Genomic DNA, 23,284 nt, shown 5'->3' with positions numbered 1-23,284 from the left:
AGAAACCATGATTCAGACTCAATCCATGCTCGAAGTGGCCGATAACAGCGGTGCACGCCGTGTCATGTGCATCAAAGTCCTGGGTGGTTCGCATCGCCGCTACGCAGGCATCGGCGACATCATCAAGGTGACCGTGAAGGAAGCGATTCCGCGCGGCAAGGTCAAGAAAGGCCAGGTGATGACCGCGGTAGTGGTCCGTACCAAGCACGGCGTGCGTCGTCCGGACGGCTCCATCATCCGTTTCGATGGCAACGCTGCTGTTCTGCTGAACAACAAGCAGGAGCCTATCGGCACCCGCATCTTCGGGCCCGTGACTCGTGAGCTTCGTTCTGAGAAGTTCATGAAAATCGTCTCGCTCGCCCCTGAAGTGCTGTAAGGAGAAGCCGTCATGCAAAAGATTCGTCGTGACGACGAGATCATCGTCATCGCCGGCAAGGACAAGGGCAAGCGTGGCAAGGTGCTCAAGGTACTCGTGGACGACCGTCTGGTCGTCGCCGGGATCAACCTGGTGAAGCGCCATACCAAGCCGAACCCGATGTCGGGCGTTCAAGGCGGTATCGTCGAGAAGGAGGCGCCTCTGCACGTCTCCAACGTGGCCATCTTCAATGCCGAAACCAACAAAGCTGATCGCGTTGGTTTCAAGGTAGAGGAAGGCAAAAAAATTCGTGTCTTCAAGTCGACCCAGAAAGCCGTCGATGCTTGAGCACTGCTAGGTAGAACACCATGGCACGACTAAAAGAGCTGTATCGGAAAGAAATTGCGCCCAAGCTGAAGGAAGAACTTCAGCTGAACAACGTGATGGAAGTTCCGCGTATCACCAAGATCACCCTGAACATGGGTCTCGGCGAAGCGATCGGTGACAAGAAAATCATCGAGAACGCGGTTGCCGACCTGGAAAAGATCACCGGTCAGAAAGTCGTCGTGACTCACGCTCGGAAATCCATCGCGGGCTTCAAAGTTCGCGAAGGCTGGCCGATCGGTGTCAAGGTAACCCTTCGCCGCGATCGGATGTACGAGTTCCTCGATCGTCTGCTGTCCATCTCCCTGCCGCGGGTGCGTGACTTCCGTGGCTTGAATGCCAAGTCCTTCGATGGTCGCGGCAACTACAGCATGGGCGTGAAAGAGCAGATCATCTTCCCGGAAATCGATTACGACAAGATCGATGCGCTGCGTGGTCTGGATATCACCCTGACCACTACTGCCCGTACCGACGATGAAGGCCGCGCCTTGTTGCGCGCCTTCAACTTCCCGTTCCGCAACTGATTGGAGTAGGAATATGGCCAAACAGAGCATGAAGAACCGTGAGCTGAAGCGTCAGCAAACGGTGGCGAAGTACGCTAAGAAGCGTGCCGAGCTGAAAGCTACCATCGCCAATCCCGAAACCTCTGCGGAGCAGCGTTGGGAAGCCCAGGTAGCCCTGCAGAAGCAGCCGCGTGACGCCAGCGCCTCGCGCTTGCGCAATCGCTGCCGCATCACCGGGCGTCCGCATGGCGTCTATCGCAAGTTCGGTCTCGGCCGTAACAAATTGCGTGAAGCGGCAATGCGTGGCGATGTACCGGGTCTGGTGAAAGCCAGCTGGTAATTCGCCCTGGTGGAGAGATGTCCTCTCCACTCGAGCCGATGTGAATCAAGCCCCTTTTGGGGCTTGATTCATTTATGGCTGGTCTCTAGAATGACCGGCTCTCCAGAGCCTGCTCGTTTTCGGCGTCTGGATGACACGAAGCCGCAAGGCTGATTCTTTTGTATTAGGAGCTACTAGCCCATGAGTATGCAGGACCCGTTAGCGGACATGCTAACTCGTATCCGTAATGCCCAGATGGCTGAAAAGTCCGTCGTAAGCATGCCGTCCTCCACGTTGAAGGTGGCTGTGGCCAGCGTTCTCAAGAACGAAGGTTACATTTCGGGTTATCAGGTCACCAGCGACGCCAAGCCGCTGCTGTCCATCGAGCTGAAGTATTTCGAAGGCCGTCCGGTTATCGAAGAACTCAAGCGCGTCAGTCGTCCTGGCCTGCGCCAGTACAAATCCGTCGACCAGTTGCCGAAAGTCCGTGGCGGTCTGGGCGTGTCGATCGTGTCCACCAATAAAGGTGTGATGACCGATCGTGCTGCCCGCGCTGCTGGTGTCGGTGGCGAAGTGCTTTGCACAGTGTTCTAAGGGGGGATAAGCATGTCTCGCGTTGCTAAGAACCCCGTCAAGCTGCCTACAGGCGTCGAAGTAAAACTCGCCGGCCAGCAGCTCTCGGTGAAGGGTGCCAAGGGCGCTCTCGAACTGAACGTACATCCGTCCGTAGAGGTGATCCAGGATTCTGGTGAGCTTCGTTTCGCTGCCCGCAATGGCGATCAGCAGAACAGGGCGATGGCCGGCACCACGCGTGCACTGGTCAATAACATGGTAGTCGGCGTCAGCCAGGGCTTCGAGCGCAAGCTCCAGCTGGTGGGCGTTGGTTACAAGGCGCAGGCCAAGGGTCAAGTGCTGTCCCTCGCTCTCGGCTTCTCGCATCCGGTGGACTATGAACTGCCGCAAGGCGTTACCGCTGAGACTCCCAGCCAAACCGATATCCTGATCCGGGGCATCGACAAGCAGCTGGTAGGTCAAGTGGCCGCCGAGATCCGCGACTTCCGTCCGCCAGAGCCTTACAAAGGTAAGGGCGTACGTTACTCGGACGAAGTCGTCCGTCGTAAAGAAGCTAAGAAGAAGTAGGGCATAGCAAATGAGCGTAAAGAAAGAAACTCGTCTGCGTCGTGCTCGTAAGGCACGCCTGAAAATGCGCGAGCTGGAAACCGTACGCCTCTGCGTGTACCGCTCTTCCCAGCACATGTACGCCCAGGTCCTTTCGGCCGACGGCAGCCAAGTCCTGGCCAGCGCCTCGACTTTGGACAAAGAACTGCGTGACAGCGCCACCGGCAATGTCGACGCGGCCAAGAAAGTCGGTCAACTGGTCGCTGAGCGCGCGAAAGCCGCTGGCGTCACTCAGGTGGCGTTCGACCGTTCTGGCTTCAAGTACCACGGCCGTGTGAAAGCGCTGGCTGATGCTGCTCGTGAAGGCGGGCTGGAGTTCTAAGTTATGGCAAATAACGAGCAAAGACGCGACAGCCGCGACAGTCGTGACGATAACCGCGACGAAGGTTATGTCGAGAAGCTGATTCAGGTTAACCGCGTTGCCAAGACCGTGAAGGGTGGTCGTATCTTCACCTTCACCGCGCTGACCGTGGTTGGTGATGGCAAGGGTCGCGTTGGCTTCGGTCGTGGCAAGTCCCGCGAAGTACCCGCTGCGATCCAGAAGGCGATGGAAGCCGCGCGCCGCAACATGATCCAGGTCGACCTGAACGGCACCACCCTGCAGTATCCGGTGAAGTCTGCCCATGGCGCTTCCAAGGTCTACATGCAGCCTGCGTCCGACGGTACCGGTATCATCGCCGGCGGTGCCATGCGCGCCGTGCTGGAAGTGGCTGGTGTGCAGAACGTTCTGGCGAAGTGCTATGGCTCCACCAACCCGGTGAACGTCGTTTACGCCACCTTCAAGGGTCTGAAGCACATGCAGTCGCCCGAGTCCGTGGCCGCCAAGCGTGGCAAGAGCATCGAGGAGATTCTCTGATCATGGCTAACGCTACTGTCAAAGTCACGCTGATCAAGAGCGTGAGTGGCCGTCTGGCCAATCACAAAGCCTGCGTCAAGGGTCTCGGCCTGCGTCGTATCGGTCATACCGTCGAGGTTCAGGACACTCCTGAAAATCGCGGCATGATCAACAAGGCTTACTACCTGCTGCGCGTTGAGGGTTAATCCATGAAACTGAACGATCTGCGTTCCGCGCCGGGTGCCCGTCGCGAGAAGCACCGTCCGGGTCGTGGCATCGGTAGCGGTCTGGGCAAGACCGGTGGCCGTGGTCACAAAGGTCTGACTTCCCGCTCCGGCGGCAAGGTCGCTCCCGGCTTCGAGGGTGGTCAACAGCCGCTGCATCGCCGTCTGCCCAAGTTCGGCTTCGTTTCCCTCAAGGCCATGGATCGCGCAGAAGTGCGTACGTCCGAGCTGGCCAAGGTGGAAGGCGATGTCGTCACTCTGCAGGCGCTCAAGGATGCCAACGTGATCAACCAGAACGTGCAGCGTGTGAAAATCATGCTGTCCGGGGATGTTGCTCGCGCGGTAACCCTGAAAGGTATCGCCGCCACCAAAGGTGCGCGCGCGGCTATCGAAGCAGCTGGCGGCAAGTTCGAGGACTAAATGGCTAAGCAAGGTGCTCTCTCCGCGCTCAGCAATGGCGGGTTATCCGAGCTCTGGGCTCGACTGCGTTTCCTGTTCCTGGCGATCATCGTCTACCGGATCGGCGCACACATTCCAGTGCCTGGAATAAACCCTGACCGGCTGGCCGACCTGTTTCGACAGAACGAGGGGACCATTCTTAGCCTGTTCAACATGTTTTCCGGCGGTGCGCTTGAGCGGATGAGCATCTTTGCATTGGGGATCATGCCGTACATTTCGGCCTCGATCATCATGCAGCTGATGACAGCCGTGAGTCCGCAACTGGAGCAGTTGAAAAAGGAAGGGGAGTCTGGCCGTCGCAAGATCAGCCAGTACACCCGCTACGGCGCAATGATCCTCGCCTGCGTCCAGGCCATCGGCATGTCCCTTGGTCTGGCGGGGCAGGGGGTCGCGTTCTCGGCTGATTTCGGCTTCTACTTCGTGGCGGTCACCACTTTCGTGGCGGGCGCGATGTTCATGATGTGGTTGGGCGAGCAGATCACCGAGCGCGGCGTGGGCAATGGCATATCGATGCTGATCTTCGCGGGCATCGTGGCTGGATTGCCGAGGGCGATAGGGCAGTCTTTCGAGTCTGCCCGTCAGGGCGATATCAACATCTTCGCGCTGATCGCCATCGGGCTTCTGGCGGTTGCGATCATAGGTTTCGTGGTGTTCATCGAGCGTGGTCAGCGGCGTATCGCCGTGCATTACGCCAAGCGTCAGCAAGGCCGCAAGGTCTTCGCAGCGCAGACCAGCCACTTGCCTCTGAAGGTGAACATGGCTGGGGTCATCCCCGCGATTTTCGCCAGTAGCATCCTGCTGTTTCCGGCATCGTTGGGTTCTTGGTTCGGCCAGTCCGAAGGCATGAGTTGGCTGCAGGATCTTTCGCAGGCAATTGCGCCCGGGCAACCGCTGAACATCTTGCTGTTTAGTGCAGGGATCATTTTCTTCTGCTTCTTCTATACGGCATTGATGTTCAACCCCAAGGACGTAGCGGAAAACCTGAAGAAGTCCGGTGCCTTTATTCCGGGTATCCGTCCAGGCGAACAGTCCGCGCGCTATATCGATAACGTGCTGACTCGCTTGACCCTGTTCGGTGCTCTGTACATGACGGCCGTTTGCTTGCTTCCCCAGTTCCTGGTGGTTGCGGCCAACGTTCCGTTCTACCTTGGCGGGACCTCGTTGCTGATCGTTGTTGTGGTTGTCATGGACTTTATGGCCCAAGTGCAATCCCACCTCGTTTCGCACCAGTACGAATCCCTGATGAAGAAAGCCAACCTGAAGGGCTATGGCAGCGGCATGCTCCGCTGATTTGTCCGTAAGGTTAGAGGAGTTGGTGATGAAAGTTCGTGCATCGGTGAAGAAGCTGTGCCGCAACTGCAAGATCATCCGTCGCGACGGTGTCGTTCGCGTGATCTGCAGCGCGGAACCGCGTCACAAACAGCGCCAAGGCTGAGTGTGAACAACGCGTTTTGAGCCCGGTAGCTAGTGCGCTGCCGGGTTGATTATTTGTTATTACAGCGCTAATATCTCGCGCCCTTTTCTTGGCTTCCGGGGCGTAGGTAGCTGTCAATTGGAGTTTCACTGAATGGCCCGTATTGCAGGCGTCAACATTCCGGATAACAAGCATACTGTTATCTCGCTGACCTACATCTACGGTGTTGGTCGCACCAAGGCGCAGAGCATCTGCGCAGCCACTGGCGTGAATCCGGCGGCTAAGATCAAGGATCTCTCCGACGAGCAGATCGAGCAACTGCGCGGTGAAGTCGCGAAGCTGACCACCGAAGGTGATCTGCGTCGCGAAATCAACATGAACATCAAACGTCTGATGGATCTGGGCTGCTACCGCGGTCTGCGTCACCGTCGCGGCTTGCCGGTTCGTGGTCAGCGTACCAAGACCAACGCGCGTACCCGTAAGGGCCCGCGTAAGCCGATCCGCAAGTAATTGCGCCCGCGAATCGACAGGAATTAAGTCATGGCTAAGCCAGCTGCTCGTCCTCGTAAAAAAGTCAAAAAGACAGTGGTCGATGGGATCGCCCATATCCACGCGTCTTTCAACAACACCATCGTGACCATCACCGATCGCCAGGGTAACGCGCTTTCCTGGGCGACTTCCGGTGGTTCCGGCTTCCGCGGCTCGCGTAAGAGCACTCCGTTCGCTGCCCAGGTGGCTGCCGAGCGTGCCGGTCAAGCTGCATTGGAATACGGTCTGAAGAACCTCGACGTGAACGTCAAGGGTCCCGGTCCGGGTCGCGAATCCGCCGTGCGTGCACTGAACGCCTGCGGTTACAAAATCGCCAGCATCACCGACGTGACGCCCATCCCGCACAACGGGTGCCGTCCGCCGAAGAAGCGTCGCGTGTAATCAGGAGACAGTGAGAAATGGCTCGTTACATTGGTCCCAAATGCAAACTGTCCCGTCGCGAAGGCACTGACCTCTTTCTGAAGAGCGGTGCGCGTGCGCTCGAATCCAAGTGCAACATCGAGCAGGCTCCCGGCCAGCACGGCGCTCGTCGCGGTCGCTTGTCCGACTACGGCACCCAGCTGCGTGAAAAGCAAAAAGTGCGTCGTATCTACGGTGTGCTGGAGCGTCAGTTCAGCGGTTATTACAAGGAAGCGGCCCGTAAGAAGGGCGCTACCGGCGAGAACCTGCTGCAACTGCTGGAATGCCGTCTCGATAACGTGGTTTATCGCATGGGCTTCGGTGCCACTCGCGCCGAATCGCGCCAGCTGGTTTCCCACAAGACCATCAGCGTCAACGGTCAGACCGTGAATATCCCGTCCTACCAGGTGAAGCCGGGTGACGTGGTCGCTATTCGCGAGAAGTCCAAGAACCAGCTGCGCATCGCTCAGGCTCTCGAGCTGAATGCCCAGCGCGGTCGCGTTGAGTGGGTCGAAGTGGACGCCGAGAAGAAGTCCGGCGTGTTCAAGAGCGTGCCGGCTCGTGGCGATCTGTCTGCCGACATCAACGAAAACCTGATTGTCGAGCTCTACTCCAAGTAAGGGCTAGAAAATAGGTGCATCCATGCAGAGTTCGGTAAATGAGTTTCTGACACCCCGTCATATCGACGTGCAGGTAGTCAGTCCGACCCGCGCCAAAATCACGCTCGAGCCTCTCGAGCGCGGATTTGGCCATACCCTGGGCAACGCGCTGCGTCGCATCCTGTTGTCCTCCATGCCTGGCTGTGCAGTAGTCGAGGCCGAAATCGATGGCGTGCTCCACGAGTACAGCGCCATCGAAGGCGTGCAGGAAGATGTCATCGAGATCCTGCTCAACCTGAAAGGTCTGGCTATCAAGCTGCACGGCCGTGACGAAGTAACGCTGAACCTGGTGAAGAAGGGTTCGGGCGTGGTCACTGCTGCCGATATTCAGCTGGATCATGATGTCGAAATCGTCAATGGCGACCACGTCATTGCCAACATGGCGGAAAATGGTTCGCTGAACCTGAGGCTCAAAGTCGCTCGTGGCCGTGGCTACGAACCGGCCGATGCGCGTCAGAGCGATGAAGACGAAAGCCGCAGCATCGGTCGCTTGCAGCTCGACTCTTCCTTCAGCCCGGTCCGTCGTGTGGCTTACGTGGTGGAAAACGCCCGTGTCGAGCAACGCACTAACCTGGACAAGCTGGTTATCGATCTCGAGACCAACGGTACCCTGGATCCCGAAGAGGCCATCCGCCGTGCCGCGACCATCCTGCAACAGCAGTTGGCCGCGTTCGTCGACCTCAAGGGTGACAGTGAGCCGGTCGTGATCGAACAGGAAGACGAGATCGATCCGATCCTGTTGCGTCCTGTCGACGATCTCGAGCTGACCGTGCGTTCGGCCAACTGCCTGAAAGCAGAAAACATCTATTACATCGGCGACCTGATTCAGCGTACCGAAGTGGAGTTGTTGAAGACGCCGAACCTGGGCAAGAAGTCCCTGACCGAAATCAAGGACGTTCTGGCTTCCCGTGGTCTGTCCCTCGGTATGCGCCTCGACAACTGGCCGCCGGCAAGTCTGAAGAAGGACGACAAGGCGACTGCCTGATCGTCGTAATCACCGAACTCAAGGTTTGGTAAGGAATTTCAATCATGCGTCATCGTAAAAGTGGCCGTCATCTGAGCCGCACCAGCGCACACCGCAAAGCGATGTTTCAGAACATGGCAGTGTCGCTGTTCGAGCACGAACTGATCAAAACCACCCTGCCGAAAGCCAAGGAACTGCGTCGCGTCGCCGAGCCGCTGATCACCCTGGCCAAGGAAGACAGCGTGGCCAACCGTCGCCTGGCATTCGACCGTACCCGTTCGAAAGCCATCGTCGGCAAGCTGTTCAACGACCTGGGCAAGCGTTACGCCAATCGTCAGGGCGGCTATTTGCGCATCCTGAAGTGCGGCTTCCGTGCAGGCGACAACGCGCCTATGGCGTACGTCGAGTTGGTCGATCGTCCGGTTACCGGGCAGGTCGAAGCAGCGGAATAAGACTTCGCGTCTTGAGAAACCGGACCTAGGTCCGGTTTTTTTATGTTCATTTTTTGTGTTTTAACTATTGATTCGTTTTGTTTAATAAATTTTCTATTTAGAGCGGCGCTTTCGATAATTCCTCCATATCCGGTCAAGCACAACGGTAAGAGGAAGTACGTATGACGCATCAGCCCACGCTCACCCTGGCGAATGGAGCGCCTGTCGCCGACAACCAGAATTCACGCACCGCGGGCGAACGCGGCCCGCTGCTGCTCGACGACTTCCACTTGGTGGAAAAGCTCGCGCACTTCAATCGCGAAGTGATCCCCGAGCGGCGCGTGCATGCCAAGGGTTCGGGCGCCTACGGTACCTTTACGGATACCCGTGACATATCGCGGTTGACCCGGGCCCGACCGTTCCAGGAAGTCGGCAAGCAGACCCCGGTGTTCCTGCGCTTCTCCACCGTGGGCGGCGAGCGTGGCTCGGCGGATACCGAGCGCGATCCGCGGGGCTTCGCGTTGAAGTTCTATACCGAGGAGGGCAACTGGGATCTCGTCGGTAACAACACGCCGGTGTTCTTCATTCGCGATCCGCTCAAATTCCCGGACTTCATTCATACCCAGAAGCGCCTGCCGCAAACCAACCTGAAGAGCGCCGAGGCGATGTGGGACTTCTGGTCGCTGTCCCCCGAGTCGCTGCACCAGGTGACCATTCTTTTCTCTGACCGCGGCATACCGGATGGTTATCGCTTCATGCACGGGTTCGGCAGCCATACGTTCAGTCTGATCAATGCAGAGGGCGAACGGCATTGGGTGAAGTGGCACTTCAAGACTCGCCAGGGCATCCGCAACCTGTTGCCGGCCGACGCCCAGCGCTTGGCCGGCAGCGATCCCGATTACGCCCAGCGCGATCTGTTCGAGGCCATCGAGCGCGGCGATTATCCGAAGTGGCGAGTCTGCGTGCAGGTGATGAGCGAAGCCCAGGCGGCGGCCCACCCCGAGAATCCTTTCGATGTGACCAAAACCTGGTCGCAGAAGCATTTTCCCTTGATCGAAGTCGGCGAACTCGAGCTCAACCGTAACCCACTGAATTATTTCGCCGAGGTGGAGCAGGCGGCGTTCGCGCCGAGCAACCTGATTCCCGGCATTGGCCTGTCGCCGGATCGCATGTTACAGGGCCGCGTGTTCGCCTATGCGGATGCCCACCGCTACCGCATCGGCACCAACCACCAGCAGTTACCGGTGAACGCGCCGCGCTGCCCCTACCAGAACTATCAGCGCGACGGCGCCATGCGTTTCGACGGAAATGGCGGCGCAGCACCCAATTACGAACCCAACAGCCAGGCCGGCACGCCGCGTCAGGCGCCTGAATTCCGCGAGCCGGCATTGGCGCTGAAGGGGGCGGCGGATCGATATGACCATCGTGAGGACGACGATTACTACAGCCAGGCCGGTGCGCTGTTCCGCCTGATGACGGTGGAGCAGAAGAACCTGCTGATCGGCAACCTGGTGGCGGCGATGGGCGGGGTGTCGCGATCGATCCAGCTTCGCCAGATCGGGCATTTCCTCAAGGCGGACCGGGCCTATGGCGAGGGCGTGGCGCGGGGACTGGGGATCGAACCCAACGAAGTGCAGTGAATCGGGCCGCTCCGGGCATGAAAAAGCCGGACCTGGATCCGGCTTTTCAATCGGCTATCGAGGGCTCATGCCTTGTCCCGCTCCAGCAGCGGTTTGAGGAAGTGCCCGGTGTAGGACTTGGCATTCGCCGCCACTTGCTCCGGCGTGCCGGTGGCGATGATCTGTCCGCCCTTGGAACCGCCTTCGGGGCCGAGGTCCACCAGCCAGTCAGCGGTCTTGATCACGTCCAGGTTGTGCTCGATGACCACCACGGTATTGCCGTGATCGCGCAGGCGGTGCAGCACGTCGAGCAACTGCTGGATGTCGGCGAAATGCAGGCCGGTGGTGGGTTCGTCGAGGATGTACAGGGTCTTGCCGGTGTCGCGCTTCGATAATTCCCGCGACAGCTTGACCCGCTGCGCCTCGCCACCGGAAAGGGTGGTCGCGCTCTGCCCCAGCTTGATGTACGAAAGCCCGACGTCGATCAGGGTTTGCAGCTTGCGCGCCAAGGCCGGCACGACGTCGAAGAACTGGCGGGCTTCCTCGATGGTCATGTCGAGCACCTCGGTGATGCTCTTGCCTTTGTACTTCACCTCCAGGGTTTCGCGGTTGTAGCGTTTGCCCTTGCACACGTCGCAGGGCACGTAGATATCGGGCAGGAAGTGCATTTCCACCTTGATCACGCCGTCGCCCTGGCACGCCTCGCAGCGCCCACCCTTGACGTTGAAGGAGAAACGCCCCGGTCCGTAGCCCCGCGAACGCGCTTCCGGAACCCCGGAGAACAGCTCGCGGATCGGCGTGAACAGGCCGGTGTAGGTCGCCGGGTTGGAGCGAGGCGTGCGACCGATGGGGCTCTGGTCGATATCCACCACCTTGTCCAGGTGCTCCATGCCGGAGAAGCTGTCGTAGGCCGCCGCTTCCAGGGTGGTCGCGCCGTTGAGGGCAGTCGCGGTGATCGGGAACAGCGTGTTGTTGATCAGCGTCGATTTGCCCGAGCCGGACACCCCGGTGATGCAGGTGAACAGCCCTACCGGGATTTCCAGGTCGACCTTCTGCAGGTTGTTGCCCCGCGCGCCCTTGAGCTTGAGCACCAGTTTCTTGTCGCGCGGCGTACGCTTGGCCGGCACCGCGATCTTCACGCGCCCCGACAGGTATTTGCCGGTCAGCGAGTCGGGATGGTTCATCACCTCGTCCGGCGTGCCCTCGGCGACGATCCGTCCGCCGTGCACGCCCGCGCCGGGGCCGATGTCCACCACGTAGTCGGCCAGGCGGATGGCGTCCTCGTCGTGCTCCACCACGATCACCGTGTTGCCCAGGTTGCGCAGGTGGGTGAGGGTGGCCAGCAGGCGTTCGTTGTCGCGCTGGTGCAGGCCGATGGAGGGCTCGTCGAGGATGTACATGACCCCGACCAGGCCCGCGCCGATCTGGCTGGCCAGACGGATGCGCTGCGCCTCGCCGCCGGACAGGGTATCGGCGCTGCGGTCGAGGGTCAGGTAGTCGAGGCCGACGTTGACCAGGAATTGCAGGCGTTCGCGGATTTCCTTGAGGATCTTGTCGGCGATCTCGCCGCGCCGCCCGGTCAGGGCGAGGCCGGCGAAATAGCCGCTGGCCTCGCCCACCGGCAGGCCGGTCACCGCCGGCAGGGTCTTCTCGCCGACCCACACGTGGCGGGCCTCGCGGCGCAAGCGCGTACCGCGGCAGTCCGGGCAGGGCTGGGTGCTGAGGAACTTGGCCAGCTCTTCGCGCACGGTCTGCGACTCGGTTTCCCGGTAGCGGCGTTCCAGGTTGGGGATGATGCCCTCGAAGGGGTGGTTACGCTTGACGATGTCGCCACGGTCGTTGAGGTAGCGGAAGCCCACGCTTTCCCGGCCGGAGCCGTAGAGCAGGGTCTTCTGCTGCTCTGCCGGCAGGCTTTCGAAGGGTTCCTCCAGGCTGAAGCCGTAGTGCGCGGACAACGAGCCGAGCATCTGGAAGTAGTAGACGTTGCGCCGGTCCCAGCCACGGATCGCGCCTTCCGCCAGCGTGAGCTCGCCGTTGACCAGGCGCTTGGCGTCGAAGAACTGCTTCACGCCGAGGCCGTCGCAGGTGGGGCAGGCGCCGGCGGGGTTGTTGAAGGAGAACAGCTTGGGTTCCAGCTCGCTGATCGAATGACCGCAGATCGGGCAGGCGAAGCGCGCGGAGAAGATCGTTTCCTCTCCGGTCTCGTCGTCCATGGGCGCGACCAGGGCGATGCCATCGGCCAGGTTCAGCGCGGTCTCGAAGGATTCCGCCAGGCGCTGCTGCAGATCGGCGCGCACCTTGAAGCGGTCGACCACCACGTCGATGGAGTGTTTCTTTTGCTTGTCGAGCTTCGGCAACTCGTCGAGTTCGTAGAGCTTGCCGTTGACCCGGGCGCGCACGAAGCCTTGGGCGCGCATTTCCTCGAACACCGAGAGGTGCTCGCCCTTGCGCTCGCGGATGATCGGCGCCAGCAGCATGCGCTTGCTGCCCTCGGGGAGGGTCAGGACCTGGTCGACCATCTGGCTGACGGTCTGCGCTTCGAGCGGGGTGTCGTGATCGGGGCAGCGCGGGATACCCACCCGCGCGTAGAGCAGGCGCAGGTAGTCGTAGATTTCGGTGATGGTGCCGACGGTGGACCTTGGGTTGTGGGAAGTGGACTTCTGCTCGATGGAGATCGCCGGGGAAAGGCCTTCGATGGTGTCGACGTCGGGCTTTTCCATCATCGAGAGGAACTGCCGCGCATAGGCCGACAGCGATTCCACGTAGCGGCGCTGGCCCTCGGCATACAGGGTATCGAACGCCAGCGAGGACTTCCCTGAGCCCGACAGTCCGGTGATCACGATGAGTTTGTCGCGCGGCAGGGTCAGGTCGATGTTTTTCAAATTGTGGGTTCGCGCCCCACGGATCAGGATCTTGTCCAAAACAGCCTCGCTGTGGCGGGCGGGAAACCCGCGAGTATAAGGGTTTGCCCAAGGTCTGCGGCAAAGCGACGCTGCTGTGCCAGCGTAAGTTGGACTGCTAGAATCGCCGCCGGTTTTGATGAGGTTATTCCATGCACGATCCGCACATCGAACGCATGAGCGCCGGCGAGACCCGCGCGGCGGGTGGGTTGGCCCTGGTGTTCGCCTTCCGTATGCTCGGCATGTTCATGGTGCTTCCGGTCCTTGCTACATATGGGCAGGACCTCGCCGGTGCAACCCCTGCGCTGATCGGCCTGGCCATCGGCGCCTATGGCCTGACCCAGGCGGTGCTGCAGATTCCCTTCGGCATTCTGGCCGATCGGGTCGGCCGCCTGCCGGTGATTTACCTCGGCTTGCTGGTCTTCGCCGCCGGCGCGGTGCTGGCGGCGAACGCCGATTCCATCTGGGGCGTGATCGCCGGTCGGGTGCTGCAAGGGGCCGGCGCGATCTCCGCGGCGGTGATGGCGCTGCTTTCCGACCTCACCCGCGAGCAGCACCGGACCAAGGCGATGGCGATGATCGGCATGAGCATCGGCCTGTCCTTCGCCGTGGCGATGGTGGTCGGTCCGCTGCTGACCCGCGCCTTCGGCCTCGCCGGGCTATTCTGGGCAACCGCCGCCATGGCCCTGTTCGGCATGGGCGTGGTGGCGCTGGTGGTGCCGCGGGCGGCCGGGCCGCTGCAACATCGCGAGTCGGGCGTCGCGCGCCAAGCCTTGCTGCCGACCCTGCGCCACCCCGACCTGCTGCGCCTGGATTTCGGCATCCTGGCCTTGCACGCCGTGCTCATGGCCAGCTTCGTCGCCTTGCCGCTGGCGTTGGTGGAGCGCGGCGGCCTGCCCAAGGAGCAGCACTGGTGGGTCTACCTGACTGCCTTGCTGGTGGGGTTCTTCGGCATGGTGCCGTTCATCATCTATGCCGAGAAGAAACGCCGGATGAAGCGCGTGCTGCTCGGCGCGGTGAGCGTACTGGTGCTGTGCGAGCTGTTCTTCTGGGCCTTCGGCGATAACCTGCGGGCGCTGGTGCTGGGCACCATCCTGTTCTTCACCGCGTTCAACCTGCTCGAAGCCTCGTTGCCATCGCTGATCAGCAAGGTCGCGCCGGCCGGCGGCAAGGGCACGGCGATGGGGGTCTATTCCACCAGCCAGTTCCTCGGCGCGGCCCTCGGCGGCATCCTTGGCGGCTGGCTGTTCCAGCATGGTGGGCTGGCGACGGTGTTCCTCGGCTGCGCCGCGCTGTCCCTGCTCTGGTTGGTTTTTGCTGCTACTATGCGCGAACCGCCCTATGTCACCAGCCTGCGTCTGCCACTTTCCGTCGTGGCGCTTCAGGACGTTGGGCTCGCCGAGCGCCTACGGGCGGTACCGGGCGTTGCGGATGCCGTGGTGGTGGCCGAAGAGGCCGCCCTGTACATCAAGCTGGATACCCAACAAGTGGATCGCGCGGCCCTGGATCGCCTGATCGAACCGACCGGCGCACACTGACGGCCGGTCCGCTGCCGAGCCCTCGAGCACGGCGGCGACATGGGCCAGCCGCTCTTTCGAACCCATACGAGGCGACAGGCCTCGAACGATCAACAGCACTGCCTGAGCCGGACTTCCCGTCAGCATCGGTCGAAGCGCGGCAGGCACACAGGAGAACGCTATGGCCCGTGGGGTTAACAAAGTCATTCTGGTCGGCAACGTCGGCGGCGATCCCGAGACCCGCTACCTGCCGAACGGTAACGCGGTGACCAACATCACCCTGGCCACCAGCGACAGCTGGAAGGACAAGCAGACCGGCCAGCAGCAGGAACGCACCGAATGGCACCGCGTGGTGTTCTTCGGCAAGCTCGCCGAGATCGCCGGCGAGTACCTGCGCAAGGGCTCGCAGGTGTACGTCGAGGGCCGCCTGCAGACCCGCGAATGGGAAAAGGACGGCGTCAAGCGCTACACCACCGAGATCGTCGTCGACATGAACGGCAGCATGCAAATGCTCGGCGGTCGTGGCGGCAACGAGGGCGACGCAGCGCCTCAGCAGCGTGCCCCGCGCCCGCAACGCGATCCCCAGCAGCAGGCCCCGCAGTCGCGCCCGGCCCCGCAAGCCGCGCCGCAACAGCCTGCGCCCGACTACGACAGCTTCGACGACGACATTCCGTTCTGACGGTTTTCGTTCCGGAAAGCCCGCCTCGCGCGGGCTTTTTCGTTTCCGGGACGAATTGCGCGGCGGCTGAGCGAATGGATAGAATTGAGAATTATTCTTGATTGATTTCGGAGCTGCCGTGCCCGCATCGCCCCCAGCCGAAACGTCGGCGAGTCACGACGTCGGTTCGCTCTATTTTCATCATCACCGGTGGCTGTGCGGCTGGTTGCAGGCGCGTATCGGCAATGTGTGCGAGGCGGCCGATCTGGCCCAGGACACCTTCGTGCGGGTGCTGGTGGCCGTCGCCGCGACGGAGCGGCCGCTGCGCCTGGACACCCTGCACGAACCCCGGGCCTATCTCACCACTGTGGCCAAGCGGGTACTGTGCAACCATTACCGGCGGCAAGCGCTCGAGCGCGCCTGGTTGCAGGCGCTGGCGCAGGTCCCGGAGGCGGAACAGCCATCCCCTGAGCGGCAACTGATCATCGTCGAGGCACTGCACGCGATCGACGTGATGCTCGACGGGTTGTCCGGGCGCGTGCGCGAGGCGTTCCTGCTGGCCCAGCTCGAGGGCCTGAGCTACGGCGAGATCGCACGGCGGCTGGCGGTCTGCGAACGCAGTGTGAAACGCTACGTGGCCCAGGGGCTGGCGCATTGCATGCGGGTTTCCCCGTGAGCACGACCCTGGACCCCGGGGTGATCCAGCAGGCCGCCGAATGGTTTCTTCTGCTCCAGGAGCCGGAGGCCACCGCCACCGATCACGAGGCCTGCATCCGCTGGCGCGCCAGTCATGCCGACCACGAGGCGGCCTGGCAGCGTGCGTTATGGGTCAGCCAGCGTTTCGGGCAGGTTCCCCTGGCGTACGCCAGGCCGGTGCTCGGCCGGCGCCGCCTGGCCCGGCGCGAGGTGCTGAAATCGCTAATGATCGCTGCCGGTGTCGCAGGCCTGGGTGGACTGGGGTATCGCCAGGCGGCCTCCCAGTATTGGCTGGCCGATTACCGCACGGTGACCGGCGAGCAGGCGAACCACATGCTCGACGACGGCTCGAGGCTGTACCTGGATACCGCCAGTGCGGTGGACGTGCGCTACGACGCGCGCTGCCGTCGCGTGAGGCTCTGGCGTGGAGCGGTGCTCGTCGAAGTCGCCCAAGCGGGCGCGGGAGGCGCGGGAGGCGCGCGGGCGCGCGGCGCGAGCCCGGTGCCGGACGACGCGACTCGTCCGTTCGTCGTGGAGAGCGACGATGGATGCGTGCGCACCCAGGCGGGACGCTTCAGCCTGCGCCAGGAGGCCGGCGGCAGCCTGCTCAGGGTGTATGCGGGGCAAGTCGAGGTATGGGCCAACGGCGGCACGCGTGCGCTGGCCGCGCTGACCGCCGGGCAGGCGCTGTCCTTCGCCGGCGGCAAGGTCGGGGCGCCGTCCCCGGCTGCCCGGCACACGGATGCCTGGACCCGCGGCGTGCTGCATGTCGAGCGCATGCGCCTGGGCGATTTCGTCGCGGAGTTGCAGCGCTACCGCCCCGGCGTACTGACCTGCGATCCCGCCGTGGCCGACCTGCCCCTCACCGGCAGCTACCAGTTGGCCCAGACCACTGCGGTCCTCGACAGCCTGTCCCAGGTGTTGCCGGTCCGGGTGCGTTACCTGACGCGCTATTGGGTCAGCCTGTTGCCCGCCTGAAAAAATTCACGCCGTGCTGTCCCCTTTGCGGTTCTCGCGTGTCAAGGCAGCGAATACCTGCCCTCACGCCACCACGAGCCCTTCATGTTGCCGATCATTCTTCGACCGACCGTTGCCCGGTCTGCTTTCACCCTGTGTCCGACCTCCATCGCGGTTCGCCGTGGCGTGCTGCTGACCCTGCTGTCGAGCGGGCTTCCGCTCGCCCTGCCGTCGGCCCTGGCGCAACCCTCGTCGCAGGTGGCCGAGCGGCGCTATTCGATTCCCGCCGGCCCGCTGGACGACGCGCTGGCGACCTACGCCGAGCAGGCCGGGGTCAGCCTGTCGCTGCCGCCGGGCCTGGTCGGCGGCAAGCGTACCGCCGGCCTCGCGGGCCAGTGGCCGGTCACCGATGGCTTCCAGGCGCTTTTGCGTGGCACCGGCCTGGAGGCCGTGCCCAGCGGCGGCGGGGTCTACATCCTGCGCGAGATCCCGCCGAGCGGCGGCGCGCTGGAGGTGGACGCGACCGCAGTGCACGCCAGCGGACAAAGCGCCGGCGGGCCGCTGGAGGGTTACCTGGCGGAGCGCAGCGCGGCCGCGACCAAGACCGATACGCCACTGGTGAAGACCGCACAGAGCATCTCGGTGGTCACCCGCGACCAGATGGACGATCAGGCCGTGACCGACGTGGCCCAGGCGTTGCGCTATTCCAGCGGTGTGTTCAGCGAATACCGCGGGTCGTCGCGGCGGGTGGACGAAGTCTTCGTGCGTGGTTTCGGCTATGCGCCCACCTACCTGGATGGCCTCAGCTTCGGTGGCGAATCGCGCTCGCAGATCGATCCCTGGATGCTCGAGCGGGTCGAGCTGATCCACGGCCCGGCCTCGGTGCTCTATGGCCAGGCCAACCCCGGCGGCCTGCTGAGCATGGTCAGCAAGCGGCCCTCGACCCAGGCGCGCAACGCCTTGCAAGTGGGCGTCGGCAGCGATTCGCGGGTGCGCGGCGCCTTCGACCTCAACGGCGGCCTTGGCGCTGAGGGTTCGCTGCTGTATCGCCTGAATGGCGTGCTCAGCAAGGGCCAGGCGGAAGTCGACCATGTGGACGAGGAGCGCCAGGCTTTCGCCCCCTCGCTGACCTGGCAGCCCGACGAGGATACCCGTCTGACCCTGCTGGGTTACTACCAGCACGATCCAGACGCCGGCTACCGCAACTTCTGGCCCACCGAAGGGGTGGCCAACGATGGGCGCAACGGGCGCCTGCCCCGGCACTTCGATGTCGGCGATCCGGACTTCTACCACTCCAGGCGCGAGGAGTCGTCCCTCGGCTACCAGTTCGAGCATCGCTTCAACGACCTCCTGAGCGTCCGCCAGAACCTGCGCTATCTGCGGGAACGGGGCGACTACAAGCAGATGGTGTTCATGGCCATGACCGCCGACGGCAGCGCCTTGCGACGGGCGCCCTCGGCTTCCACGGAGGACCTCGAGCAATTCGTGGTGGATAACCAGGTGCAGCTCGACCTGCAGACCGGGCCCTTGACCCACACGCTGTTGGCCGGGGTCGACTACAAGCGTACCCACCTGGACACCGACACCACTCGCGACCTGAACTGGCGCGACCGCTACCTGCTCGACGTGCGCAACCCGGTGTATGGCGTGCCGGTCGGCGCGCTGAGCCTGATCGGCGACGATACCCAGCGCGCCGAGCAACTGGGCGGTTACCTGCAGGACCAGATCGAGCTGGGCGCTTGGAGCCTGATGCTCGGTGGTCGCCACGATCGCTCCGAAGTGACCACCGACAACCACCTGGCCGATACCCGGGTCCGGGTGAAGGACGACGAGTTCACCGGCCGCGCCGGCCTGCTCTACGCCTTCGATAACGGCGTTTCGCCCTATGTCAGCTACAGCACCTCCTTCGAGCCCGAGCTGAGCAGCGGCGCACCCGGCAGCGCGCCCTTCAAGCCCACCACCGGCAAGCAGACCGAGGTCGGCGTGAAGTATCAACCGGTGGGTACCGATAGCCTGTTCACCCTGTCCTGGTTCGACCTTACTCAGCGCAACGTCAGCGCCTGGGACAGCAACCTCGGCTACAACGTGCAGAACGGCGAGGTGCGCTCCCATGGCCTGGAGTTCGAGGCCCGTGGCCAGCTCGGCGAGGCCCTGGACCTGGTCGGCTCCTACACCTACGTGAAGCCGGAGGTGACCGAGACCGCCCAGTCCGGCGTGAAAGGCAAGCAGCCGGCGCGCCAACCCAATCACCTGGCCGCCCTGTGGGGCACCTACCACCTCGACGGGTTGGGCCTGGCCGGCCTGTCCATCGGCGGCGGCGCGCGCTACGTGGGTTCCAGCTTCGGCGATGCGCGCAACACCTACAAAGTGGACGCGGTGACCCTGTTCGACGCCATGCTCGGCTACGAGCTGGATCGCCTGGCGCCCGCCCTCCGGGGGACCTCGCTGCAACTCAATGCCAGCAACCTGACGGACAAGCGCTACGCCGCCTCCTGCGCCGGCAGCGACTCCTGCTTCTATGGCTCGAGCCGCATCCTGACCGCCAGCCTGAGCTACGCCTGGTGAGCCGGCCGTCCATTGGCGTCGCCCTGCTGCTGGGGGCGCTGGCCGGCATGGCCCAGGCGGGCGAGCCCGCGCCTGTCTACGAAGGCCATCTCGACGACGAGGGAACGCAGCGGCTGACCCTGTCCCTGAGCCGGGACGACTACCTCAGCGGCGAATTGCCCGAACGCGGCCTGCAATTGGATGTGCGCGATGCCGGGGATCGGCACCTGCGCCGGCTGGTCGGCGCCGACGACGGCCGTCGGGCGTTCCAGATGGTCGCGCCGGCCGATGGCGCCTATCGCCTGCTCCTGAGCGGGGCACCGGGCGCGGCCTACCGCCTTGCCCTGGCCGCGCCGGTGCCGCTGGCGGCGCAGCAGGCGCCCCTGGCGGAACTCGACAGCCCGCGCCTGCGCGCCTTGCGCACCGAGTTGCTGAAGGGCGGCGGCAGTGCCGCGTTCTGGCAGGAGATGCGGGCGCGGGGCACGCCCCTGGTCGAGCCGGCCGGTGCGAACGAGGACTGGGTGACCTTCCTCTGGCGCGGTGCCCGGCGCAACGTGCGCCTGTTCGGCGGGCCGGGCTACGACCATGCAGCGCTGCGTCGCCTCGGCGACTCGGACGTCTGGTACGTCACCTTCCGCCTGCCGCGGCAGACCCGGCTGTCCTACCAACTGGCGCCCGACGTGCCCGAGCTGAACGCCGATCCCGGCACGCGGCGCCGGGCCATCCTCGCCACCGCCCAGGCCGATCCGCTCAACCCGCAGGCCTATCCGGCGCGCGGGGCGGACCCGTTCCAGTTCGACTCGGTGCTGGCGCTCGCCGACGCGCCGCCGCAGCCCTGGGTGGCGGCGCGGCCGGGAGTGGCGAAGGGCAGCCTGGAGCGGCATCTGTTCGACAGCCGACTGCTGGGTAACCGGCGGGCGGTCTACCTCTACCGGCCCGCTGGCTACCGCCCCCGGGCGCGCGACAACCACCTGCTCTACCTGTTCGACGCCGAGGCCTATCTGAACAAGGTGCCGACGCCGACGATCCTCGACAACCTGATCGCCGCCGGCGAATTGCCACCGACCGCCGCGGTACTGATCGACAATCCCAGCCCCGAAGCGCGGGCCGCCGAGCTGCCCGGCAATCCGACGTTCGCCCGTTTCCTTGCCGAAGAACTGCGGCCCTGGTTGCGCACGCAAGGCATCGAGGCGCCCGCGGCGCGGACGGTGGTGGCCGGTTCGAGCTATGGCGGGCTGGCGTCGTCCTATGTCGCCCTGGAGTACCCGGCGGTATTCGGCAACGTCCTCAGCCAGTCGGGTTCCTATTGGTGGGCGCCGCCCGAGCAGGAGCCGGAATGGCTGACCCGGCGCTATGTCGAGGCGCCGCGGCTGCCGATTCGCTTCTACCTGGAAGCCGGGCAGTTCGAACAGGGCCACGGCCAGGCCGGGATCTTCGACACCACCCGCCACCTGCGCGACGTGCTGCGCGCCAAGGGCTACTCCGTGGTGCATCGCGAATGGGCCAGCGGCCACGACTACCTGAACTGGCGCGGCACGCTCGCCGAGGGGTTGCTGGCGCTGATCGGGAATTCCCGGCCGCGCTGAGTCCGTAGCCCCGGCTGCGCAGCGCCAGGGCGCAGCCGGGCACTTAGCGGATGACGAGTAGGCGCAAAATCCGCACAATACCGCTCTTTCGGGCCGCTTTCCGCGGTCCCTTCATCATCCATTCATGCCACCGTCGCCGCGCTTGCCGCGCGCCGGTCCAGCGTTGGAGTGACCCGCACCACCATGCGAATGCGCCTGATGTTATTGGGTGGCGGCAATGCCCTGGGGCAGGCGCTGATCCGCTTGGGAGCCGAGGAGGATATCGGCTTCCTCGCCCCGCGCCCGCCCGAGGGCGGCTGGGACGCGCCCAGCCTGACCCAATTGCTCGACGACACCCGCCCCGACGTGGTGATCAACCTCGCCTACTACTTCGACTGGTTCCAGGCGGAGACGGTGAGCGAGGCGCGCTGCCGCAGCCAGGAGCTCGCGGTCGAGCGGCTCGCCGAGCTTTGCCAGCATCACGCGATGGTCCTGCTGCAACCCTCCAGCTACCGGGTATTCGACGGCGCCCGCGCCACCGCTTACAGCGAGAAGGACGAGCCGGCGCCGCTGGGTCTGCGCGGGCAAAGCCTGTGGCGGATCGAGCAGACCGTGCGCGCCGCCTGCCCGAAGCATGTGCTGTTGCGTTTCGGCTGGCTGCTCGACGACAGCCGCGAAGGCGTGCTCGGCCGCCTGCTCGACTGCGCCGAGGCCCATGAAGACGTATCCCTGGCCGATGACCGGCGCGGCAACCCCACCCCGGTGGACGATGCCGCGCGGGTGATGCTGGCCGTACTCAAGCAGCTCGACTGCCAGGCGCCGCTCTGGGGGACCTACCACTACGGGGGCCAGGAAGCCACGACGCCCCTGGCGCTGGGCCAGGTCATCCTCAGCGAGGCCCGCGACCTGCGCCCCCTGAGAGCGCAGGAAATCGGCGCCCAGGCCCACGCCGAGCGCCCCGATGCCGGCGAGGAACCGCAGCACGCGGTGCTGGCCTGCAAGAAAATCCTGCATACCTTCGGCATCAAACCGCGCGCCTGGCGCAGCGGCTTGCCGAGCCTGCTGGACCGCTATTACCGCCATGTCTGACGCGCCCATCCTGATCACCGGCGGAGCCGGTTTCATCGGCTCGCACCTGGCCGACGCGCTGTTGGCCGGCGGCCTTCGGGTACGGGTGCTGGACAACCTGTCCACGGGCCGGCGCGGCAACCTGCCGCTGGACGACCCGCGGGTCGAGCTGATCGAAGGCGACATCGCCGACGCCGCCCTGGTGGCCCGCGCGGTGGAGGGTTGCCGGGCGGTCGCCCATCTGGCGGCGGTGGCCTCGGTGCAGGCCTCGGTGGACGATCCCGTGGCCACCCACCAGAGCAACTTCATCGGCACCCTCAACCTCTGCGAGGCGATGCGTCAGGCCGGGGTGAGGCGCGTGCTGTTCGCCTCCAGCGCCGCGGTCTACGGGCAGAACGGCGAAGGCCTGGCGGTGGACGAGGACACGCCCAAGGCGCCCTTGACGCCCTATGCGGCGGACAAGCTGGCCAGCGAGCACTACCTGGACTTCTATCGCCGCCAGCATGGCCTGGAGCCGGCGATCTTCCGCTTCTTCAACATCTTCGGCCCGCGCCAGGACCCGTCCTCGCCGTATTCCGGGGTGATCAGCATCTTCGCCGAGCGCGCCCTGGCGGGTACGCCGATCAGCATTTTCGGCGACGGCGAGCAGACCCGCGATTTCGTCTACATTGGCGATCTGGTGGACGTGCTGCGGCAGGCGCTGCTCAATCCGCGGGTCGAGCCCGGCGCGGTGAACGTCGGGCTCAATCGCAGCATCAGCCTCAACCAATTGCTTGAGGCGGTGAAGGATGTGCTTGGCGAATTGCCGGCCATCGAGCATCGACCGGCGCGTCCCGGCGATATCCGTCATTCCCGCGCGGACAACCGGCGCCTGCTGGCGCGCTTCGACTTCCCCGAACCCACCCCCTTGGCCGTCGGCCTGGCGCACCTGCTGGGCCGTTGAGGCGCTTCCGCACCGGGTCCGTTGAGACCTGGTTGCGCCTTTACGTTGACCGTGAATCAAGAAGCGGAAGGCCATCACAGACCTGCTGTGCCCTTCCGCAGTAGCATGGCGCCATCATTTTTCAGGGTCGCGGCGAGCCCACT

27 protein-coding genes are annotated in these 23,284 nt (G+C 63.7%); 26 read left to right on the top strand and 1 reads right to left on the bottom strand.

The annotated features are described in order from the left end of the window. The first annotated feature begins 7 nt into the window (after window positions 1-7). From rplN to OGL92_RS19515, 18 genes are all read left to right on the top strand, one after another. Complete coding sequence (gene rplN, locus OGL92_RS19600; protein ID WP_016490539.1) at window positions 8-376, top strand: 50S ribosomal protein L14; 369 nt, start codon at window positions 8-10, stop codon at window positions 374-376. Window positions 377-388: 12 nt separating this feature from the next. Then, window positions 389-703 (top strand): 50S ribosomal protein L24, encoded by a 315-nt coding sequence (gene rplX, locus OGL92_RS19595; protein WP_263146908.1) that lies wholly within the window; start codon window positions 389-391, stop codon window positions 701-703. 20 nt (window positions 704-723) lie between these two features. Continuing rightward, window positions 724-1,263: a 50S ribosomal protein L5 gene (rplE, locus tag OGL92_RS19590; RefSeq protein ID WP_263146906.1), complete on the top strand. Its 540-nt coding sequence runs from the start codon at window positions 724-726 to the stop codon at window positions 1,261-1,263. Window positions 1,264-1,276: 13 nt separating this feature from the next. Further along, the gene (gene rpsN, locus OGL92_RS19585) at window positions 1,277-1,582 is read left to right on the top strand and encodes a 30S ribosomal protein S14 (RefSeq protein ID WP_263146904.1); all 306 of its coding nucleotides are present in this window, start codon (window positions 1,277-1,279) and stop codon (window positions 1,580-1,582) included. Between the two features lie 180 nt (window positions 1,583-1,762). Then, window positions 1,763-2,155, top strand: a complete 393-nt coding sequence (rpsH, locus tag OGL92_RS19580; protein ID WP_263146901.1) for a 30S ribosomal protein S8 — start codon at window positions 1,763-1,765, stop codon at window positions 2,153-2,155. Between the two features lie 12 nt (window positions 2,156-2,167). After that, on the top strand, window positions 2,168-2,701 hold the full coding sequence (rplF, locus tag OGL92_RS19575) for a 50S ribosomal protein L6 (RefSeq protein WP_263146900.1): 534 nt from the start codon (window positions 2,168-2,170) through the stop codon (window positions 2,699-2,701). 10 nt (window positions 2,702-2,711) lie between these two features. Continuing rightward, the gene (gene rplR / locus OGL92_RS19570) at window positions 2,712-3,062 is read left to right on the top strand and encodes a 50S ribosomal protein L18 (protein WP_263146898.1); all 351 of its coding nucleotides are present in this window, start codon (window positions 2,712-2,714) and stop codon (window positions 3,060-3,062) included. Window positions 3,063-3,065: 3 nt separating this feature from the next. Next, window positions 3,066-3,596: a 30S ribosomal protein S5 gene (gene rpsE, locus OGL92_RS19565; RefSeq protein ID WP_263146896.1), complete on the top strand. Its 531-nt coding sequence runs from the start codon at window positions 3,066-3,068 to the stop codon at window positions 3,594-3,596. 2 nt (window positions 3,597-3,598) lie between these two features. Further along, entirely contained in the window at window positions 3,599-3,781 is a 183-nt protein-coding gene (rpmD, locus tag OGL92_RS19560; RefSeq protein WP_263146893.1) for a 50S ribosomal protein L30, read from the top strand. Between the two features lie 3 nt (window positions 3,782-3,784). Next, window positions 3,785-4,219, top strand: coding sequence for a 50S ribosomal protein L15 (rplO, locus tag OGL92_RS19555; RefSeq protein ID WP_263146890.1), 435 nt, complete (start codon window positions 3,785-3,787; stop codon window positions 4,217-4,219). Next, entirely contained in the window at window positions 4,220-5,548 is a 1,329-nt protein-coding gene (gene secY, locus OGL92_RS19550) for a preprotein translocase subunit SecY (protein ID WP_263146887.1), read from the top strand. A gap of 28 nt (window positions 5,549-5,576) precedes the next feature. Beyond that, a complete protein-coding gene (rpmJ, locus tag OGL92_RS19545; RefSeq protein WP_003281814.1) occupies window positions 5,577-5,693 on the top strand; it encodes a 50S ribosomal protein L36 in 117 nt (38 codons plus the stop codon). A gap of 132 nt (window positions 5,694-5,825) precedes the next feature. Further along, window positions 5,826-6,182 carry a 30S ribosomal protein S13 gene (gene rpsM / locus OGL92_RS19540; RefSeq protein WP_263146878.1) on the top strand — a complete coding sequence of 119 codons (357 nt, stop codon included), beginning with the start codon at window positions 5,826-5,828 and terminating at the stop codon, window positions 6,180-6,182. 30 nt (window positions 6,183-6,212) lie between these two features. Then, window positions 6,213-6,602 carry a 30S ribosomal protein S11 gene (gene rpsK / locus OGL92_RS19535; protein WP_003093689.1) on the top strand — a complete coding sequence of 130 codons (390 nt, stop codon included), beginning with the start codon at window positions 6,213-6,215 and terminating at the stop codon, window positions 6,600-6,602. A 17-nt stretch (window positions 6,603-6,619) separates the two neighbouring features. After that, complete coding sequence (rpsD, locus tag OGL92_RS19530; protein WP_263146876.1) at window positions 6,620-7,240, top strand: 30S ribosomal protein S4; 621 nt, start codon at window positions 6,620-6,622, stop codon at window positions 7,238-7,240. Between the two features lie 22 nt (window positions 7,241-7,262). Continuing rightward, window positions 7,263-8,264: a DNA-directed RNA polymerase subunit alpha gene (gene rpoA, locus OGL92_RS19525; RefSeq protein ID WP_263146874.1), complete on the top strand. Its 1,002-nt coding sequence runs from the start codon at window positions 7,263-7,265 to the stop codon at window positions 8,262-8,264. A 44-nt stretch (window positions 8,265-8,308) separates the two neighbouring features. Beyond that, on the top strand, window positions 8,309-8,695 hold the full coding sequence (gene rplQ / locus OGL92_RS19520; protein ID WP_263146871.1) for a 50S ribosomal protein L17: 387 nt from the start codon (window positions 8,309-8,311) through the stop codon (window positions 8,693-8,695). 161 nt (window positions 8,696-8,856) lie between these two features. Further along, window positions 8,857-10,314, top strand: a complete 1,458-nt coding sequence (locus OGL92_RS19515) for a catalase (RefSeq protein WP_263146869.1) — start codon at window positions 8,857-8,859, stop codon at window positions 10,312-10,314. 65 nt (window positions 10,315-10,379) lie between these two features. Here the strand turns inward: OGL92_RS19515 and uvrA are convergent, their stop codons facing one another. Beyond that, entirely contained in the window at window positions 10,380-13,214 is a 2,835-nt protein-coding gene (uvrA, locus tag OGL92_RS19510; RefSeq protein WP_263146866.1) for an excinuclease ABC subunit UvrA, read from the bottom strand. A 131-nt stretch (window positions 13,215-13,345) separates the two neighbouring features. Between uvrA and OGL92_RS19505 the strand changes: the two genes are divergently transcribed. The 8 genes from OGL92_RS19505 (at window position 13,346) to OGL92_RS19470 (ending at window position 23,141) form a co-directional block, all read left to right on the top strand. Continuing rightward, window positions 13,346-14,731, top strand: coding sequence for an MFS transporter (locus OGL92_RS19505; RefSeq protein ID WP_263146865.1), 1,386 nt, complete (start codon window positions 13,346-13,348; stop codon window positions 14,729-14,731). Window positions 14,732-14,891: 160 nt separating this feature from the next. Further along, entirely contained in the window at window positions 14,892-15,389 is a 498-nt protein-coding gene (locus OGL92_RS19500) for a single-stranded DNA-binding protein (RefSeq protein ID WP_263146864.1), read from the top strand. Window positions 15,390-15,507: 118 nt separating this feature from the next. Beyond that, the gene (locus tag OGL92_RS19495) at window positions 15,508-16,044 is read left to right on the top strand and encodes a sigma-70 family RNA polymerase sigma factor (RefSeq protein WP_263146860.1); all 537 of its coding nucleotides are present in this window, start codon (window positions 15,508-15,510) and stop codon (window positions 16,042-16,044) included. After that, window positions 16,041-17,042, top strand: coding sequence for a FecR family protein (locus tag OGL92_RS19490; RefSeq protein ID WP_263146859.1), 1,002 nt, complete (start codon window positions 16,041-16,043; stop codon window positions 17,040-17,042). The genes OGL92_RS19495 and OGL92_RS19490 overlap by 4 nt, the downstream gene beginning before the upstream one ends. 84 nt (window positions 17,043-17,126) lie before the next feature. After that, window positions 17,127-19,586 carry a TonB-dependent siderophore receptor gene (locus tag OGL92_RS19485; protein WP_263146857.1) on the top strand — a complete coding sequence of 820 codons (2,460 nt, stop codon included), beginning with the start codon at window positions 17,127-17,129 and terminating at the stop codon, window positions 19,584-19,586. Then, window positions 19,583-21,151 carry an alpha/beta hydrolase-fold protein gene (locus OGL92_RS19480; protein ID WP_263146854.1) on the top strand — a complete coding sequence of 523 codons (1,569 nt, stop codon included), beginning with the start codon at window positions 19,583-19,585 and terminating at the stop codon, window positions 21,149-21,151. Before OGL92_RS19485 ends, OGL92_RS19480 begins: the two co-directional genes overlap by 4 nt. 183 nt (window positions 21,152-21,334) lie before the next feature. Continuing rightward, complete coding sequence (locus OGL92_RS19475; protein ID WP_263146851.1) at window positions 21,335-22,219, top strand: NAD(P)-dependent oxidoreductase; 885 nt, start codon at window positions 21,335-21,337, stop codon at window positions 22,217-22,219. After that, window positions 22,212-23,141 carry an NAD-dependent epimerase/dehydratase family protein gene (locus OGL92_RS19470; protein ID WP_263146847.1) on the top strand — a complete coding sequence of 310 codons (930 nt, stop codon included), beginning with the start codon at window positions 22,212-22,214 and terminating at the stop codon, window positions 23,139-23,141. Before OGL92_RS19475 ends, OGL92_RS19470 begins: the two co-directional genes overlap by 8 nt. Window positions 23,142-23,284 lie beyond the last annotated feature (143 nt).

The organism is Pseudomonas sp. RIT-PI-AD (assembly GCF_025642785.1).
Lineage (GTDB): Bacteria > Pseudomonadota > Gammaproteobacteria > Pseudomonadales > Pseudomonadaceae > Pseudomonas_T.
The sequence above is the reverse complement of the archived record's forward strand: the minus strand, read 5'-3'. Positions and strand labels throughout refer to the sequence as shown.

Bases quoted from the DNA above. Each gene is read 5' to 3' on its own strand.
- rplE (WP_263146906.1), top strand. From the start codon at position 724: ATGGCACGACTAAAAGAGCTGTATCGGAAAGAAATTGCGCCCAAGCTG.
- OGL92_RS19475 (WP_263146851.1), top strand. From the start codon at position 21,335: ATGCGAATGCGCCTGATGTTATTGGGTGGCGGCAATGCCCTGGGGCAG.
- rpsK (WP_003093689.1), top strand. From the start codon at position 6,213: ATGGCTAAGCCAGCTGCTCGTCCTCGTAAAAAAGTCAAAAAGACAGTG.
- rpsD (WP_263146876.1), top strand. From the start codon at position 6,620: ATGGCTCGTTACATTGGTCCCAAATGCAAACTGTCCCGTCGCGAAGGC.
- rplN (WP_016490539.1), top strand. From the start codon at position 8: ATGATTCAGACTCAATCCATGCTCGAAGTGGCCGATAACAGCGGTGCA.
- OGL92_RS19500 (WP_263146864.1), top strand. From the start codon at position 14,892: ATGGCCCGTGGGGTTAACAAAGTCATTCTGGTCGGCAACGTCGGCGGC.
- OGL92_RS19485 (WP_263146857.1), top strand. From the start codon at position 17,127: ATGTTGCCGATCATTCTTCGACCGACCGTTGCCCGGTCTGCTTTCACC.
- rpmJ (WP_003281814.1), top strand. From the start codon at position 5,577: ATGAAAGTTCGTGCATCGGTGAAGAAGCTGTGCCGCAACTGCAAGATC.
- OGL92_RS19505 (WP_263146865.1), top strand. From the start codon at position 13,346: ATGCACGATCCGCACATCGAACGCATGAGCGCCGGCGAGACCCGCGCG.
- rpsE (WP_263146896.1), top strand. From the start codon at position 3,066: ATGGCAAATAACGAGCAAAGACGCGACAGCCGCGACAGTCGTGACGAT.
- rpmD (WP_263146893.1), top strand. From the start codon at position 3,599: ATGGCTAACGCTACTGTCAAAGTCACGCTGATCAAGAGCGTGAGTGGC.
- rpsM (WP_263146878.1), top strand. From the start codon at position 5,826: ATGGCCCGTATTGCAGGCGTCAACATTCCGGATAACAAGCATACTGTT.
- rplO (WP_263146890.1), top strand. From the start codon at position 3,785: ATGAAACTGAACGATCTGCGTTCCGCGCCGGGTGCCCGTCGCGAGAAG.
- rpsH (WP_263146901.1), top strand. From the start codon at position 1,763: ATGAGTATGCAGGACCCGTTAGCGGACATGCTAACTCGTATCCGTAAT.
- rplX (WP_263146908.1), top strand. From the start codon at position 389: ATGCAAAAGATTCGTCGTGACGACGAGATCATCGTCATCGCCGGCAAG.
- rplQ (WP_263146871.1), top strand. From the start codon at position 8,309: ATGCGTCATCGTAAAAGTGGCCGTCATCTGAGCCGCACCAGCGCACAC.
- OGL92_RS19515 (WP_263146869.1), top strand. From the start codon at position 8,857: ATGACGCATCAGCCCACGCTCACCCTGGCGAATGGAGCGCCTGTCGCC.
- rpsN (WP_263146904.1), top strand. From the start codon at position 1,277: ATGGCCAAACAGAGCATGAAGAACCGTGAGCTGAAGCGTCAGCAAACG.
- rpoA (WP_263146874.1), top strand. From the start codon at position 7,263: ATGCAGAGTTCGGTAAATGAGTTTCTGACACCCCGTCATATCGACGTG.
- rplF (WP_263146900.1), top strand. From the start codon at position 2,168: ATGTCTCGCGTTGCTAAGAACCCCGTCAAGCTGCCTACAGGCGTCGAA.
- rplR (WP_263146898.1), top strand. From the start codon at position 2,712: ATGAGCGTAAAGAAAGAAACTCGTCTGCGTCGTGCTCGTAAGGCACGC.
- OGL92_RS19470 (WP_263146847.1), top strand. From the start codon at position 22,212: ATGTCTGACGCGCCCATCCTGATCACCGGCGGAGCCGGTTTCATCGGC.
- secY (WP_263146887.1), top strand. From the start codon at position 4,220: ATGGCTAAGCAAGGTGCTCTCTCCGCGCTCAGCAATGGCGGGTTATCC.